At 52.9% G+C, this 14,433-nt stretch carries 15 protein-coding genes; 2 read left to right on the forward strand and 13 right to left on the reverse strand.

Translation table 11 applies throughout. From position 1 onward, the window contains the following. Positions 1-92 precede the first annotated feature (92 nt). Positions 93-1,292, forward strand: a complete 1,200-nt coding sequence (locus Q7F15_RS17925) for an iron-containing alcohol dehydrogenase (RefSeq protein ID WP_304414758.1) — start codon at positions 93-95, stop codon at positions 1,290-1,292. 223 nt (positions 1,293-1,515) lie between these two features. After that, on the forward strand, positions 1,516-2,631 hold the full coding sequence (locus Q7F15_RS17930; protein ID WP_171567449.1) for an aminopeptidase: 1,116 nt from the start codon (positions 1,516-1,518) through the stop codon (positions 2,629-2,631). A 489-nt stretch (positions 2,632-3,120) separates the two neighbouring features. Here the strand turns inward: Q7F15_RS17930 and Q7F15_RS17935 are convergent, their stop codons facing one another. From Q7F15_RS17935 to Q7F15_RS17995, 13 genes are all read right to left on the reverse strand, one after another. Then, positions 3,121-3,696: a hypothetical protein gene (locus tag Q7F15_RS17935; protein ID WP_304414759.1), complete on the reverse strand. Its 576-nt coding sequence runs from the start codon at positions 3,694-3,696 to the stop codon at positions 3,121-3,123. 247 nt (positions 3,697-3,943) lie between these two features. Beyond that, the gene (locus Q7F15_RS17940; protein WP_171567447.1) at positions 3,944-5,254 is read right to left on the reverse strand and encodes a VWA domain-containing protein; all 1,311 of its coding nucleotides are present in this window, start codon (positions 5,252-5,254) and stop codon (positions 3,944-3,946) included. Between the two features lie 48 nt (positions 5,255-5,302). After that, positions 5,303-5,968, reverse strand: a complete 666-nt coding sequence (locus Q7F15_RS17945) for a Tad domain-containing protein (protein WP_171567446.1) — start codon at positions 5,966-5,968, stop codon at positions 5,303-5,305. Beyond that, entirely contained in the window at positions 5,969-6,382 is a 414-nt protein-coding gene (locus Q7F15_RS17950) for a TadE family protein (protein WP_171567445.1), read from the reverse strand. Positions 6,383-6,445: 63 nt separating this feature from the next. Beyond that, entirely contained in the window at positions 6,446-6,727 is a 282-nt protein-coding gene (locus Q7F15_RS17955) for a hypothetical protein (protein ID WP_171567444.1), read from the reverse strand. A 242-nt stretch (positions 6,728-6,969) separates the two neighbouring features. Further along, positions 6,970-7,170 (reverse strand): hypothetical protein, encoded by a 201-nt coding sequence (locus tag Q7F15_RS17960; RefSeq protein WP_171567443.1) that lies wholly within the window; start codon positions 7,168-7,170, stop codon positions 6,970-6,972. Positions 7,171-7,206: 36 nt separating this feature from the next. Then, positions 7,207-7,386, reverse strand: a complete 180-nt coding sequence (locus Q7F15_RS17965) for a hypothetical protein (protein ID WP_171567412.1) — start codon at positions 7,384-7,386, stop codon at positions 7,207-7,209. A gap of 29 nt (positions 7,387-7,415) precedes the next feature. Further along, the gene (locus Q7F15_RS17970) at positions 7,416-8,123 is read right to left on the reverse strand and encodes a YciC family protein (protein ID WP_171567442.1); all 708 of its coding nucleotides are present in this window, start codon (positions 8,121-8,123) and stop codon (positions 7,416-7,418) included. A 141-nt stretch (positions 8,124-8,264) separates the two neighbouring features. Then, positions 8,265-9,419: a hypothetical protein gene (locus Q7F15_RS17975; RefSeq protein WP_171567441.1), complete on the reverse strand. Its 1,155-nt coding sequence runs from the start codon at positions 9,417-9,419 to the stop codon at positions 8,265-8,267. A gap of 20 nt (positions 9,420-9,439) precedes the next feature. Beyond that, positions 9,440-10,708: a vWA domain-containing protein gene (locus Q7F15_RS17980; protein WP_304414760.1), complete on the reverse strand. Its 1,269-nt coding sequence runs from the start codon at positions 10,706-10,708 to the stop codon at positions 9,440-9,442. 308 nt (positions 10,709-11,016) lie between these two features. Continuing rightward, entirely contained in the window at positions 11,017-12,438 is a 1,422-nt protein-coding gene (locus Q7F15_RS17985) for a vWA domain-containing protein (RefSeq protein WP_304414761.1), read from the reverse strand. A 210-nt stretch (positions 12,439-12,648) separates the two neighbouring features. Continuing rightward, positions 12,649-14,064 carry a vWA domain-containing protein gene (locus Q7F15_RS17990; RefSeq protein WP_171567437.1) on the reverse strand — a complete coding sequence of 472 codons (1,416 nt, stop codon included), beginning with the start codon at positions 14,062-14,064 and terminating at the stop codon, positions 12,649-12,651. A 106-nt stretch (positions 14,065-14,170) separates the two neighbouring features. Next, positions 14,171-14,383: a hypothetical protein gene (locus tag Q7F15_RS17995; RefSeq protein WP_171567436.1), complete on the reverse strand. Its 213-nt coding sequence runs from the start codon at positions 14,381-14,383 to the stop codon at positions 14,171-14,173. Positions 14,384-14,433 lie beyond the last annotated feature (50 nt).

Genomic DNA, 14,433 nt, shown 5'->3' on the forward strand with positions numbered 1-14,433 from the left:
CAGCCGGGTGACTTACGCTTAAACTGCGGCGGCTTTCCTTTTTTATGCTACACTGGTAGAGGATAAATTTATCGGGGAAAGGATGAGTCCACATGTTTCCGTTTGAGGTATTATTCCCGACCCGGATTTTCTTTGGCACCGGCGAAATCGCCCGGTTGGGGCGGGAAGCGAAAGCGCTCGGCCGCAAAGCGCTGCTCGTCACCGGCGGCCGTTCGGCCAAACGGACCGGTCTGCTGGACCGTGTGCAGTCGCTTCTGGCGGAAGAACAGGTGGAGTACGTGCTGTTTGACAAGATAGAACCCAACCCGCGCACCACTACCGTCGACGAAGGAGCTGCGCTCGCCCGCGAACACGGCTGCGACTTTGTCATCGCGCTCGGCGGCGGATCGGTGATGGACGCCTCCAAAGCGATTGCGACGGTGGCCCTCTCCGGCCGACCGATCTACGATTACCTGCGCGGCAATCCCTCTGGTACGGCCAAAGAGCTGGTGCCCGTGCAGGAAGCCCTCCCGCTGCTGACAGTGCCCACCGTGGCAGCGACCGGGTCGGAAGCGAACAACATCAGCGTGCTGACCCACTGGGAAACCCACGAAAAATCGTCGATCAACGGCCCGGGTCTGTATCCGAAGGTGGCGATCCTCGATCCGGCGCTTACCTACACGGTGCCGCCGCACGTCACCGCGGAAGCGTGCGCCGACATCTTCGCCCACCTGTTTGAATCGTATCTGATCAGCGCGGAAGGCACGCATGTGCAGGACGGCTTTACTGAGACGCTGATCCGGCTGGTTGCAGAACACTCGCTCACAGCCATCCGCCAGCCCGATCACGAAGAAGCGCGCGCCACGCTGCTGTGGGCAAGTACGCTGGCGATCAGCCCGTTTACCCTGTCGGGGCGCGGAGCCGGCTATCCGCTTCACGGCGTAGAGCACCCGCTGAGCGGCTATTACGACATGGCCCACGGGCGGGGATTGGCCATCTTGTCCCTGCCGTACTTTGAACAGATCATTCTGCCCGACCGCCCGGAGCGGCTGGCGCGCATGGGGCGTCAGTGCTTCGGGGTCACGGAAACAGACGACCATGCCGCCGCACGGGCGACGATCCAAGCTGTCCGCAGCTGGTACGAAGCGATGGGCATCACGCAGCGCCTCTCCGACTTTGGCGTCACCCACGACGCCCTGCCGGAATTGGCACGGGATGCAGTGCAGATCGGCGGTCGAGGTGCCGGCCATCTGGCAAGCTCCCGTCCGCTGCGTGAGCAGGATGTCATCGCCATCTACGAAGCCTGCCTGTGACACTTGGGCTGCGTCACCTTTGCGAAGCGGTCCGCCTCCCCTCCCGGACGACTGCCTGGCCGAATGCCGGTCTGGCCGGACATTCGGGCGGTTGACCGTGTGCGTTCATCCAATCAGCCAGCCCCGCCATGCATGTGGCGGGGCTTGGCTTGCATGCAGACGGAAGAAAATCTATACTTGCAGATATAGTAAAAAAATTTTTACTACTGGAGGGTTCCACACGATGGCAGATCCACGGATTAACGAACTGGCCAGCCGTCTCATCCGCTATTCGCTTAATTTGCAAAAAGGAGAAAAAGTGCTGATCGAAAATATCGGCGTGCAGGTGCCGCTGGTGCGCGCCCTCGTCCGCGAGGCGTTTGCCGTAGGCGCCCTCCCGCTGGTGACACTGAAGGATCAGGAAGTGCTCCGGGCGCTGATCCAGGGGAGCAACGAGGAACACATGGAACTGATCGCCAAACACGAGCTGACGCGCATGCAGGACGTCGACGCATACATTGCGGTGCGCGCGTTTGAAAACATCAACGAGTTTTCCGACATTCCCGAAGAAAAGATGGGCCTCTACTCCCGCATTTACTACAAACAGGTGCACTTCGGCGAGCGCATCCCGAAAAAACGCTGGGTCGTGCTGCGCTATCCCAACAAGTCGATGGCGCAGTTGTCCAACATGAGCCTGGAGGGTTTTGAAGATTTCTACTTCTCCGTCTGCAACCTCGACTACGCAAAAATGTCCAAGGCGATGGACCCGCTCAAGGAACTGATGGAAAAGACCGACCGCGTCCGCATCATCGGCCCGAAAACAGACCTGCGCTTCTCCATCAAGGGAATCCCGGCTATCAAGTGCGACGGCAAGCGGAACATCCCGGACGGTGAAGTGTACACCGCGCCGGTTCGCGACTCCGTGGAAGGCACGATTTACTTCAACACACCGACCAACTACCACAGCACCTCGTTTACCGACGTGCAGCTTACGTTTAAGGAAGGCAAAATCGTCGAGGCGACCAGCTCCAACACCAAAGCCCTGAATGAAATCCTCGATACGGACGAAGGCGCCCGCTACATCGGCGAATTTGCCATCGGCTTCAATCCGCACATCCTGCACCCGATGCAGGACATCCTGTTCGACGAAAAAATCGCCGGCAGCTTCCACTTCACGCCGGGCAGCGCCTACGACGTGGCCGACAACGGCAACCGCTCCTCCATCCACTGGGACATGGTGCAGATCCAGCGTCCGGAGTACGGCGGCGGCGAAATCTGGTTTGACGATGTCCTGATCCGTAAAGACGGCCGGTTTGTCCTGCCGGAGCTGGAAGGACTCAACCCGGAGAATCTGGTGTAAGCATGATGAAGACCGCAGGTGTTTGCACCTGCGGTCTCAGCGTTAGACAAAGTCCGCTGCGCCTGGGAGATCGGGCCCGCTCGCTCGCTTGACGCCCCGCACAGAAGCGGATGAAGTCCGCTCCAAAACGAGACGCGGGCAGGGGACAAACATCTGGGAATTTCGAGGAAGTGAGACTTGTGTCCCCTGTTGATTCCCGCGTCTAGCGTTTTTCCGCTGAGCCGGTCGTCAAAGGAGCTCGCTTGGCCCATCCCACCATGCGATGCCCATTGTCTTTTGCTTCGGTTGATGAATGGGCAGGCCTTCCGGCCTGGAGATCAATTTTTGTGGACGCTAACTCAATGAATCGTTTGTCTTCAGTCTGCGACCGCAGGTGTCTGCGCCTGCCATCTGCAAATAAAAAAATTCGCTCAAAAGACTCGATTGCAAAGCAACTCACCGAATAATAGAGTGCCAGGGTGATCTTTCTTTCTTACACAGCTCATTTCGTCATCGTACAGGTCTGGCGTCATACCAGTATCGAAAATAAGCGATTGGCTCTTCTGATCTATACGACCATTGATCCCATACGCTGCTCTTTTCATCGGTCCATTTGGTTATCACCGGGCGGTATTCACCGGGCTGGACAACGATGGGAAGCGATGCAATCGTGTCCAATGATTCCTTCCGGTCATCAAACAATTCAATCTTCAGCCGTACTTTCATCGGCTCGTCTGTATAGTTTTTCACCATAAACAGATGGCGGTAATCTTCGCTGGAACAGTTCCGCCAACACGGTAGCGGAGAGGAAAACACCAGTTCTACACGTATCTTTCCATCCCTGATGTTCTCGTCCTTCGCAAACACTTTCTCGGCGTGCTTCAATATGTTGACATATTCCCATTTACCGGACAAAGGATACATGAGAAATCCCAACACACCCAAGTGTGCAAGTAAACCCAATATGAACAAGGCACCCTGTTTGGTTTGGTGAAACCGTTCTGGGTGTTTAAAGTAATCATGGATTAAACCGAAGAGTACAGCAACTAATAAAAAGAAGCCTAACAACATAAGCACAAGAGCCATAATCGCCATTTCTGATGGAGAAGAAAAAAAGGGAGTCCATAGACGGATTGGAAATGCCAATGGGCGGAAACAACGATCCCCAGCATGGCCAGGTACAAATACAAGCCGATGCGTTTCAGTACACGTGACGAGTACTTAATACCAAAAACTACAAACAACAATGGAATTGAAGAGGTTATGCAGACAATAAACTGTTCCATTTTGACCATCTCCGCTATTCTATGTAAGTGTGACGCGACCAACTGCTTTACTCTCCCCGGTATTTTCGCTCAATTTCCTCCTTCATCTCTTCAAACGATTCCTCGGTCAGGTTAAGCAGATAGTCGGTCAGCTCTTCCTTTGAGCGGGTGACCAACGCCTCGCGCTCCTGCCGCATCCGGGTCAGGTACGTTTTTGCCTGGCTGCCAATCTTCCCGGTGGCGGCCAAATACTCGATTGCCGCCCCCACGTTCAGACTTTCCCGCCAGTTCTTTTCATACCAATCACGGTCGTACATATCGATCCACTTGTGCCTGTCGATGCGCACAGCTTCCGCCTCTGTCAGCGCGTCCCGCTTCCACATATCCCACTTCTCCGCGATCTCCCGGGCTCTCTCCAGCTCCGCCTGGAACTGCTCCTGATTGGTCACATTCGCGTACAACCCTTCGGCCGCCTGGGCAATTTGCTTGAGCTGTTTCTGCCCATCGGCATTGACGTCGAACCCGATGACATTCAAAAGTGGCATGACATGCGAGTTGGAAAGTTCCTTGGCCGCGGCAACCGGATCGCCGTCACACGTCTCAATCCCGTCACTGACCAGATAAATCACGTTGGTATTGTTCTCGGCTCCGTACGTGGCCAGATCCGCCTGTGCCAACTGCAAAGAGCGGGCAATCGAGGTCCAGCCGGTCGGTTCAAACTGCTGCAACGCCTCCTCCAGCCTCTGCGCATCGAACGGCTGCAGCGGATAGACCAGCTCGCTGCTGCCGCACGAGAGCTGTTTGTGCTTATCAGCATTGCTGCCTTTATGTCCATAGACGCGCAGGGAAACCCTCGCTCCCTCAGGGAGGCTTTCGGCAAATGCTTGAATTGCTTCCTTGGCCAACTGCATTTTGGTCTTTTCACCGATTTTTCCGGCCATGCTTCCACTCGCGTCCAAAATGATCTCCACGTTGAAATGCTCCTTGAACTGGAGCCGGGTATCTTCTATGTCGGGGTTGCCGAAAGACGCCACACGCCAACGGTCCACAACAGTCTGGGGGCTCGCGTAGTCTTCGGCAAACAGGGCAAGCAGTTTCTCCCCGTACACTTGCACCATCGCTTCATCCACACCGTCTACCAGGAGGGGCAGGCGATCCAGTATCTTCGCGATGTCACTGTGCTGAGGATGGTTGGTCAGATAAAAATGGGTGCCGGCCAGCGGGCCCGGTTGTGCGGCAATCAATTCCTGCGTCGTCTGCGGCAAGCGGGAAGTGTCCGGCGCTGAGCCTGTAACGGCCGTCCCCCATGAACAGCCGCCAAGGGACATAATCAGAATCAAGCCGCCCAGCATACGAGTCCATCTGTTAATGAACGTCATGTAGTGATTCTCCTCCCCGGCTTTTGTAAGTCTGCTGTGTCGTCATGCTTACAAGGTGATGCGTTTTCCGCCCCATCCCATTACTTCGGCAAAAGCGATCCGCCTGCTTTTCGCCGTCTGCTTCACCTTTTCCGTAACCGTGTTTAGAAATGCCAATCCAAAAGTATCGCTCTGGTACCGGACCGATGTCTCCACCTCAATCCGCATGTCGCTGTCAAACATGGTGACGACCGATCCGCTGCGCGTCGCACCGTTGGCTTGCAAAATTTCTCCTGCTGCTTCGCGAATTTTCCGTTGTGCAGACTCCAAACCTTGATAGAGATAACCATACAGCACACCATTTGCCGGTACATGTGAAAGCAGCACGTTATCAATGGCACGGTAGCGGACCTCGCTTTCCGACCAATCAGGATGAATGCTGCGCAGCCGCATCGTTTCCAAATCGACTTTCACCATGATAAAGTCCGGGTCCAGCATGCCAGCTATGGAACTGTCGTATTCACGGATGGCTTCCTCCGCCTCTTCGTAAATGATTTGCACGGCTGCGATGCTCGCCTGCTGCGCGCTGTTGGCTGCCACTTCCTTGTCCACAAAGATCGTGGACATGTTGAAAAGCAGCGTGAACATGACAAGAGACAAAAAGAAAAAAATCGTCAGAACAAAAACAGTCATATTACCCCGTTGGTTGCCAAGCAGCTGTTTCACCTGTTCCATTCAATGAACCACCCGTCCCCGTACCTCGCGGCCAAGCGAAATGACTTTGTCTTTCTCCGCCATGTGCTGTTTGATTACGTCAGGAATGAAAAACAGGTCGAGATTGACACCGATTCTCGCCGTAAAGTAGCTGCCTTCATCGGAAATGTGTGAATCGCCGCTGTCATAGGAAATGCCCCCTCCAGCAGAACGTACAATTCGCTCCGCTGCGCTCATCGCCTCGTTTGTATTTCTCGTGACAGCATATACTTTGGCCGCCTCATTTGCAGCCGACTGGGCGATGATGACGGCGTAGACACCGGTTAAAAACTGCCAGAGAATCAGCAGAATGAGAAAGACAAGCGGCAAAATCCCGAGAAACTCCACGGTGACAGAGCCTTTTACATTGTTCAGACAGCGGATTGATTTCCTCATTTGTAATGTCACCTCCGTTTGCTGGCTGCTGCCTTCGCACACCTTTGTTCTCCCGTCGATTTGTTACTGTGCCTGCACGTTTTTGCTGTACTGCTGGTTGATCGCCTCAATGGCTTCTTTGTGTGTTTTGTCGTTCGATGATTCCGAATCCGGGTTTTCGATGTTCGGGAATTGCCGCAGTACCTTTTTGATTTCCTCACTTTGATGGCCATACGGGACTCCGGCAAAGCGTCCCGGCGGCAGCTTGTAAAACTCCTCCGCTGTCTCCGGGAGTTTGGTCAGGCCTTCCGGGATCATGGATTTTAGCAGCTGTATTTTTTCCTCTCGGCTTTTTGGCGTGTCCACTGTAGATTCCCCTGTCTGATGATCCGCAGCAGAATGGTGCGTGGGGGCACCTGACGTTTTGGGATCAGCTGGTTTCTCCTGATCGGATGAGCAGGCTGACAAGACAAGCAAACACGCCAGGAGGGCAGAGAGCAGCTTATTCGCGTGTGCCTTCATAGCCGAAACCTTCCTTTTTTCGCAAAAATCAATCAGCAGTCCGCTCCCCTCTTCCCTTGATCACACCGTTTCAGTCGTTGGCGAATCTAGTTTGTCGCATGTTTCTTTTTGACGAGATTCAGGTGATTTCGCTTGATAAACGGCAACACAGCCGCAAGAATGAGCAAATCAAGGGGAAATTCTTTCCGGATAATCGCCATCAAAGCAGTGGCGGGAACGATTAAGGCATAAAAGTAGATCACCATGAACTTCCAAAAACGCTGCCAGTTTTGTACCGACTTGGACATGTTACACACCTTCCCTCCGCAATGATTGGAGCATTATCACTGCGCATTTTTTCGGCGAAGCTGCTCCATAGCCGACTGTTCAATAAATGGAAAGGTTATCCAGATTGCAAAGAGCGCGAATGGAATCGGCTCCCCCAATACGATAAAGAGACAAGAAAGCGGCAGCATGACACCATACATGATGACTCCTGCAATGTTCCAAAACCGCTGCGACACGACATTTCGCTCCTTTCACCTAATTGATGCTAGCCTTCCACTGGTTCCAACCCTTTTACCTCGCTTGGTTCGCTGATCCATTGATGGGTATACATGGTGAAAATTACGGTGATCAGCGGGAATACGATCACGTTGAGCAAAAGCTGCGTAAACCAGACCGCCCCAAAACTGGTCGTAATGTAGATGACGGAGGCAAACCCGGCCATGCTGATCAGCCACTGGACGGCACTTGCCAGCAGAATCAGGCCGAGAAGCGGCACAAAATGCCGCTTTGCCAGTTCAAAGGAGGAACGCATGCATTTCCAGGGGGATCTCTTTTTCAGCACGACCAGAAACGGCGTAAGGCAAAACAGGATCAAGAGAACCACCCCCGGCACGACAAACAGCACCATCCCCAGACACACTGCCAGCGCATAGACGATCCCGAACAGAAACACGGAGAAGCCGTTCTCAAAGAAGGTACGGAACGCATGGCGAAGCGGCCGTTCCTCCCCCTCCAGTTGGCTTTTCACGTATTGGACAAACACAATCTGCACAACGGTCAAAAACACAAGCATCAGAAATAAGTTGTAAAAACTGGACACGACCGGGGCTCCGGCCAGCGCAGCCAGAAAACTGACGTAATTGATCGTAACATTATGAACCAGCAAAAACGGCAGCAGAATCACACCCGACAGAAGCAGCAGCGCTTCGATATGTCGCGCGTAAAAGCGTATGCTTTCTTTCAGCGGATTCATTGAACTGCACCTCCTGTGTTCCTGTCCGCTTAAGGGATGCGCAGTATGGCAAATACTTCATCCTGCAGAATCTCCCTGTTTTTCTCTTCAAAAGCTTGTTTCATTTTTTACATCGGTCATTGAGCAGTGCCGCTTCCTCCGTTAAGAGGAAAACCATCCAAGTACCTTGCCAATACCTTTGCGAACCGAGCTGATGCGTTTTGACAGCGCTCCTCCCGAGGCTTTGTTGTACCATTTCACCAATCGGGCTCCTGCCCAGAGTACGAACCCTGTCGCGACACATGCAAATGCTATTGCCTGCCATCCAGGAATAGTGGAGGTGATCACCCCTATGTCCATCAATGTGCTTCCCAGGTTGCCTATCCCGTCCACAAACTTCTCATTCTGCTTTTCCTCACCCAAATCGGGATCGTACGCCTGCCTAAATTGGCCGACCATGTTAAAGAAGTCAAATGGCAAACTGATTGCTGCAACAGCGACGTTTAAGCCAGTTACAACGCCAGGCACTCGTACAGTACCAGCATTAGCGGGTGCATATCTTTGAAAAACAAATTTGTAACTGTCATACGCCCCTTTGGCATCCAGACCATCCAACGTGAGTCCAGGCAGATCGCTATACGGTGTATCCTGGAGGGCGATATCAAGTCCTTTTACGCCAACTCTGAATAAAACTTTGCCATAGCTGGCTCCTGCCTGCCCAGCCGTTACCGTTCCTCTTTCCACTAGTTCTTTGGAATAGTTGAGAGTCCCGCCAATGATCTCCTTGTAGGACAACTCCGCCAACTTGTATGCTAATGTCTCGGTAAAGGGCTGGGGTTTAGCTGACCGCCCGTCCTGCTTCAGACTGTGGGGCGTTAGGTCAGGCACGCTGATGTTAGGCGGGCGGAGATCTGGCACATCCATGGTAGGAGGCTTCAATGTGGGTACTGTGCCGTTTCGCGGCTGCAAGTCAGGTACGTCCCATCGAGGTGCTTCCAATTTCGGCACGTCCAGTTGCGGTACGTCCCATCGAGGTGCTTCCAATTTCGGTACGTCTAATTGCGGAACATCCCAATGCGGTGCTTCCAATTTCGGTACGTCCAGTTGCGGCACGTCCCATTGCGGTGCTTCCAATTTTGGCACGTCCCATTGGGGAGCCTGCAAATCGGGAACTGGCAGTTTGGGAACATCATACGTTCCCCCTCCCAGGTTTGGTACGTACGGCCGCGCCACTGCAACCACTGGGAATACATTCATCAACAGAATCAACAAGGCGAAGATACCAGCGAACCAGGCTCTTCTTCCTCTACTCCTCACAAACTTTGCTCCTCCTTGCATCAGTTCTTTTCTTTTACATTTGCGTTATATTTCTGGTTGATCGCGTCAATGGCTTCTGTGTATGTTTTATCGTTCAAATTTTTAAGGAACGTCTCCAATTCGAGCCCTCGCTGCCGACTCAATTTGTAATGTGCTTTTTCCATCTCTTCCAGTTTGACAATGGTGCTTTTATCCAATATTTCTTTTCCTTCCATGTATAAAAAGGCAGAGGAAAAATTATTGCTTTCCCGATTTGCCTTTGAATTCCAGGCCAATCCAAAACGAAGAATTTCCTTTACTTGAGAAAGATGTTTGGAAAAGGCATCATGAGAGGCGCCATTTTTCCACTTCCACCATTTTCGGGCAATATCTTTGGCCTGCTCAAATTCCTTCTCCAATTCCTTTTGATCCTGGATCAGCACATAACGGCCTTTTGCCGCTTCTGCCACCGCTTTGAGCTGGCGCTGTGCTTCGCCATCCACTCCGAAGCCAACAACGTTTACGATCGGCGTCACGTCAGAGTCAGCCAACTGTTTGGCCACCTGTACCGGATCGCCGCCGCACGTCTCAATCCCGTCGCTGACCAGGTAGATGATGTTGGTGTTCCTCTCCCCTTTGTACGCCTGCAAATCTTGCTGCGCCTGCTCCAGGGCGAGAGCAATCGGCGTCCAGCCCGCCGGCTTGAACTGCGCCAGCGCACTGTCCAGCTTTTGCTTGTCGTACGCCTGCAGGGGATACATCACATCGCTTTTGCTGCAGGAGCGCGCTTTATCTGCTTCCGATCCCGTCCCCTCATGGCCGTAGACCCGTAACCCTACTCGCGCACCGTCAGGCAGGGAGGCGGCAAACGAGCGGATCGCTTCCTTGGCTGCTTCCATCCTCGTCTTGCTCCCCGCCATATGGCCCATGCTGCCGCTTGCGTCCAGCACGATCATCACGTTGTACTGCTCCTTGAACTGATAGCGCGGATCATCCATGTCCGGGCTGCCAAACGAGGACAGCTTGATCTGGTTGATGATTTCCTCCGGTTCCGGGTAATCTTCGGCAAACAGCCCGAGCAGCGCGAGGTAGTACAGCTCGATGATTTCCGAATCGGGGTTTTCAATGTTCGGGAATTGCCGCAGTACCTTTTTGATTTCCTCACTCTGCTTACCGTACGCGACACCCGCAAAACGCCCCGGCGGCAGCTTGTAAAACTCCTCCGCTGTCTCCGGGAGTTTGGTCAGGCCTTCCGGGATCATGGATTTGAGCAGCTGTATTTTTTCTTCCCGGCTTTTTGGCGTGTCCACTGGTGATTCTCCTGTCTGATGATCCGCAGCAGAATGGTGCGTGGGATCATCTGGCGCGTTGGAATCGGCTTGTTTCTCCTGATCGGATGAGCAGGCTGATAAGACCAACAAACATGCCAGGAGAGCAGATAGAAGCTTATTCGCTTGTGCCTTCATAAATAGCGACCTTCCTTATAGCGTTTAGATAATGTCCACAGCGCTTGGGTGATGGGCCAGCTCGCTTGACCCATCACTCCACGCCAGGTACTTTATTTCTACCTTCGGTTGAATGTGCAGGCCTTGCGGTCTGCAACCGCGGGGGAAATCAGCTACTCTTCTTTTACATTTTCGCTATATTTCTGGATGATCGCCTCAATGGCTTCTGTGTATGTTTTATTGTTCAAATTATCAAGAAACATTTTCAATTCGTCTCCTCGCTGTTGGATCAATCGATTTTGTGTTTTTTCGATCTCTTTCAATTTGTCAATGGTGTTTTCATCTAAAACCTCCCTACTCAGGTAAGAAAAGGCGGAGAATAAATTAAAGCTTTCCCGTCTTCTCCTTGCATCCCAAGTAAATCCAAAATGAAGAATCTCCCCTTCTTGAGATAGATATTTAGAAATTGCATCATGAGTGGCACCACTTTTCCACTTCCACCACTTGTTAGCAATCTTTTCGGCCTGTTCAAATTCCTCCTCCAGTTCCTTTTGATCCTGAATCAGCACATAACGGCCTTTTGCCGCTTCCGCTACCGCTTTGAGCTGACGCTGCGCTTCTCCATCCGCTCCGAAGCCGACGACGTTTACGATCGGCGTCACGTCAGAGTCCGCCAACTGTTTGGCCACCTGTACCGGATCGCCGCCGCACGTCTCAATCCCGTCGCTGACCAGGTAGATGATGTTGGTGTTCTTCTCCCCTTTGTACGCCTGCAAATCTTTCTGGGCCTGCTCCAGAGCGAGGGCAATCGGCGTCCAGCCCGCCGGCTTGAACTGTGCCAGCGCACTGTCCAGCTTTTGCTTGTCGTACGCCTGCAGGGGGTACATCACATCGCTTTTGCTGCAGGAGCGCGCTTTGTCTGCTTCCGCCCCCGTCCCTTCATGGCCATAGACCCGTAACCCTACTCGTGCACCGTCAGGCAGGGAGGCGGCAAACGAGCGGATCGCTTCCTTGGCCGCTTCCATCCTCGTCTTGCCCCCCGCCATATGGCCCATGCTGCCGCTTGCGTCCAGCACGATCATCACGTTGTACTGCTCCTTGAACTGATAGCGCGGATCATCCATGTCCGGGCTGCCAAACGAGGACAGCTTGATCTGGTTGATGATTTCCTCCGGCTCCGGGTAGTCTTCGGCAAACAGACCGAGCAGTGCGAGGTAGTACAGTTCGATGATTTCCGAATCTGGGTTTTCGATGTTCGGAAATTGCCGCAGTATCTTTTCAATTTCCTTATCTTGCTTGCCATACGGGAGACCGGCAAAGCGCCCCGGCGGCTGGTTGTAAAACTCCTCCGCTGTCTCCGGGAGCTTGGTTTGGCCTTCCGGGATCATGGATTTGAGCCGCTGTATTTTTTCCTCCCGGCTTTTTGGCATTTCCGTAACTGTTGATTCTCCTGTCTGATGATCCGCAGCAGGTTGGTGCGTGGGATCGTCTGGCGCGTTGGAATCGGCTTGTTTCTCCTGATCGGATGAGCAGGCTGACAAGACAAGCAAACACGCCAGGAGGGCAGAGAGCAGTTTATTCGCATTTGCCTTCATAACAGCGACCTTCCTTATAGCGTGTAGATAAAGTCCGCAGTGCATGGGTGATGGGCCCTTTCGCTCGCTTGCAGACCAGCACCGAGGTGGATCTGTCCGCTTCAAAACGCGACGCGGGCAGGAAACCCATCACTCCACCCCAGCACTTTATTTCCACCTTTGGTTGAATGTGCAGGCCTTGCGGTCTGCAACCGCGGGGGAAATCAGCTACTATTTCTTTACATTTTCGTTATACTGCTGGTTGATCGCCTCAATGGCTTCTGTGTATGTTTTATCGTTCAAATTTTTAAGGAACGTCTCCAATTCGTTTCGTCGCTCCTGAATTAATTTGTCTTGTTTATTTTTGATCTCTTCCAGTTTGGTAATGGTGCTTTTATCCAATATTTCTTTCCCTTCCAAGTATAAAAAGGAAGAGAAAATATTATAGCTTTCTTGCCTTCCCTTTTTTCCCCAGTCAAATCCAAAACGAAGAATCTCCAATCCTTGAGAAAGATGCTTGGAAAAGGCATCATGAGAGGCGCCATCCTTCCACTTCCTCCACTTGCGGGCAATCTCTTCGGCCTGCTCAAATTCCTCCTCCAGTTCCTTTTGATCCTGGATCAGCACATAACGGCCTTTTGCCGCTTCCGCTACCGCTTTGAGCTGGCGCTGTGCTTCTCCATCCACTCCGAAGCCAACAACATTTACGATCGGCGTCACGTCAGAGTCCGCCAACTGTTTGGCCACCTGTACCGGATCACCGCCGCACGTCTCAATCCCGTCGCTGACCAGGTAGATGATGTTGGTGCTCTTCTCCCCTTTGTACGCCTCCAAATCTTTCTGCGCCTGCTCCAGGGCGAGGGCAATCGGCGTCCAGCCCGCCGGCTTGAACTGTGCCAGCGCACTGTCCAGCTTTTGCTGGTCGTACGCCTGCAAGGGGTACATCACATCACTTTTGCTGCAGGAGCGCGCTTTGTCTGCTTCCGCCCCCGTCCCCTCATGGCCGTAGACGCGCAGTCCCACCCGCGCACCGTCCGGAAGGGAGGCGGCAAACGAGCGGATCGCTTCCTTGGCCGCTTCCATTCTCGTCTTGCCACCCGCCATATGACCCATGCTGCCGCTTGCGTCCAGCACGATCATCACGTTGTACTGCTCCTTGAACTGATAGCGCGGATCATCCATGTCCGGGCTGCCAAACGAGGTCAGTTTGATCTGGTTGATGATCTCCTCCGGTTCCGGGTAATCTTCGGCAAACAGCCCAAGCAGCGCGAGGTAGTACAAATCGAGTATTTCTACATCCGGGTTTTCGATGTTTGGGAATTGCTGCAATACCTTTTCGATTTCCTTATACTGGTGACCATACGGGACACCGGCAAAACGTCCCGGCGGCAGGTTGTAAAACTCCTCTGCTGTCTCCGGGAGCTTGGTCAGGCCTTCCGGGATCATGGATTTGAGCAGCTGTATTTTTTCTTCCCGGCTTTTTGGCATTTCCGTAACTGTTGATTCTCCTGTCTGATGATCCGCAGCAGGTTGGTGCGTGGGATCGTCTGGCGCATCAGCTGGTTTCTCTTGATCGGATGAGCAGGCTGATAAGACCAACAAACATGCCAGGAGGGCGGAGAGCAGTTTATTCGCGTTTGCCTTCATAACAGCGACCTCCCTTTATCTGCAAAAATTAAAAAGTAAAGCCTCATTATGTATAGATAGATGCAGGCATGAAGATGTCTTGCCTGCACCTTCACCGCCTGATCCGTTATTCACCAATTTTTTTAATGATATTGGACAGCGTTTCGGAAATAGCATTCCCTACGCTTGTTTCACCTTTATTAAAATACAACTGAATTGCCGCAAAAATCGCCAGAATCACCCCGGCCAGCGCAATCCACTCAATTGCCTGGGCCCCTTTTTGGTTGTTCAGGGAAACCAGCATTTTGGCATACCATTTTTGAATCGTGTTTGTCAGCATGTTACAAATCCTCCTTCATGGATATAAAAGATTTTGATTCCGCATACTTG

Origin of the sequence: Brevibacillus aydinogluensis (assembly GCF_961514395.1) — a bacterium.
Taxonomy (GTDB): domain Bacteria; phylum Bacillota; class Bacilli; order Brevibacillales; family Brevibacillaceae; genus Brevibacillus; species Brevibacillus aydinogluensis.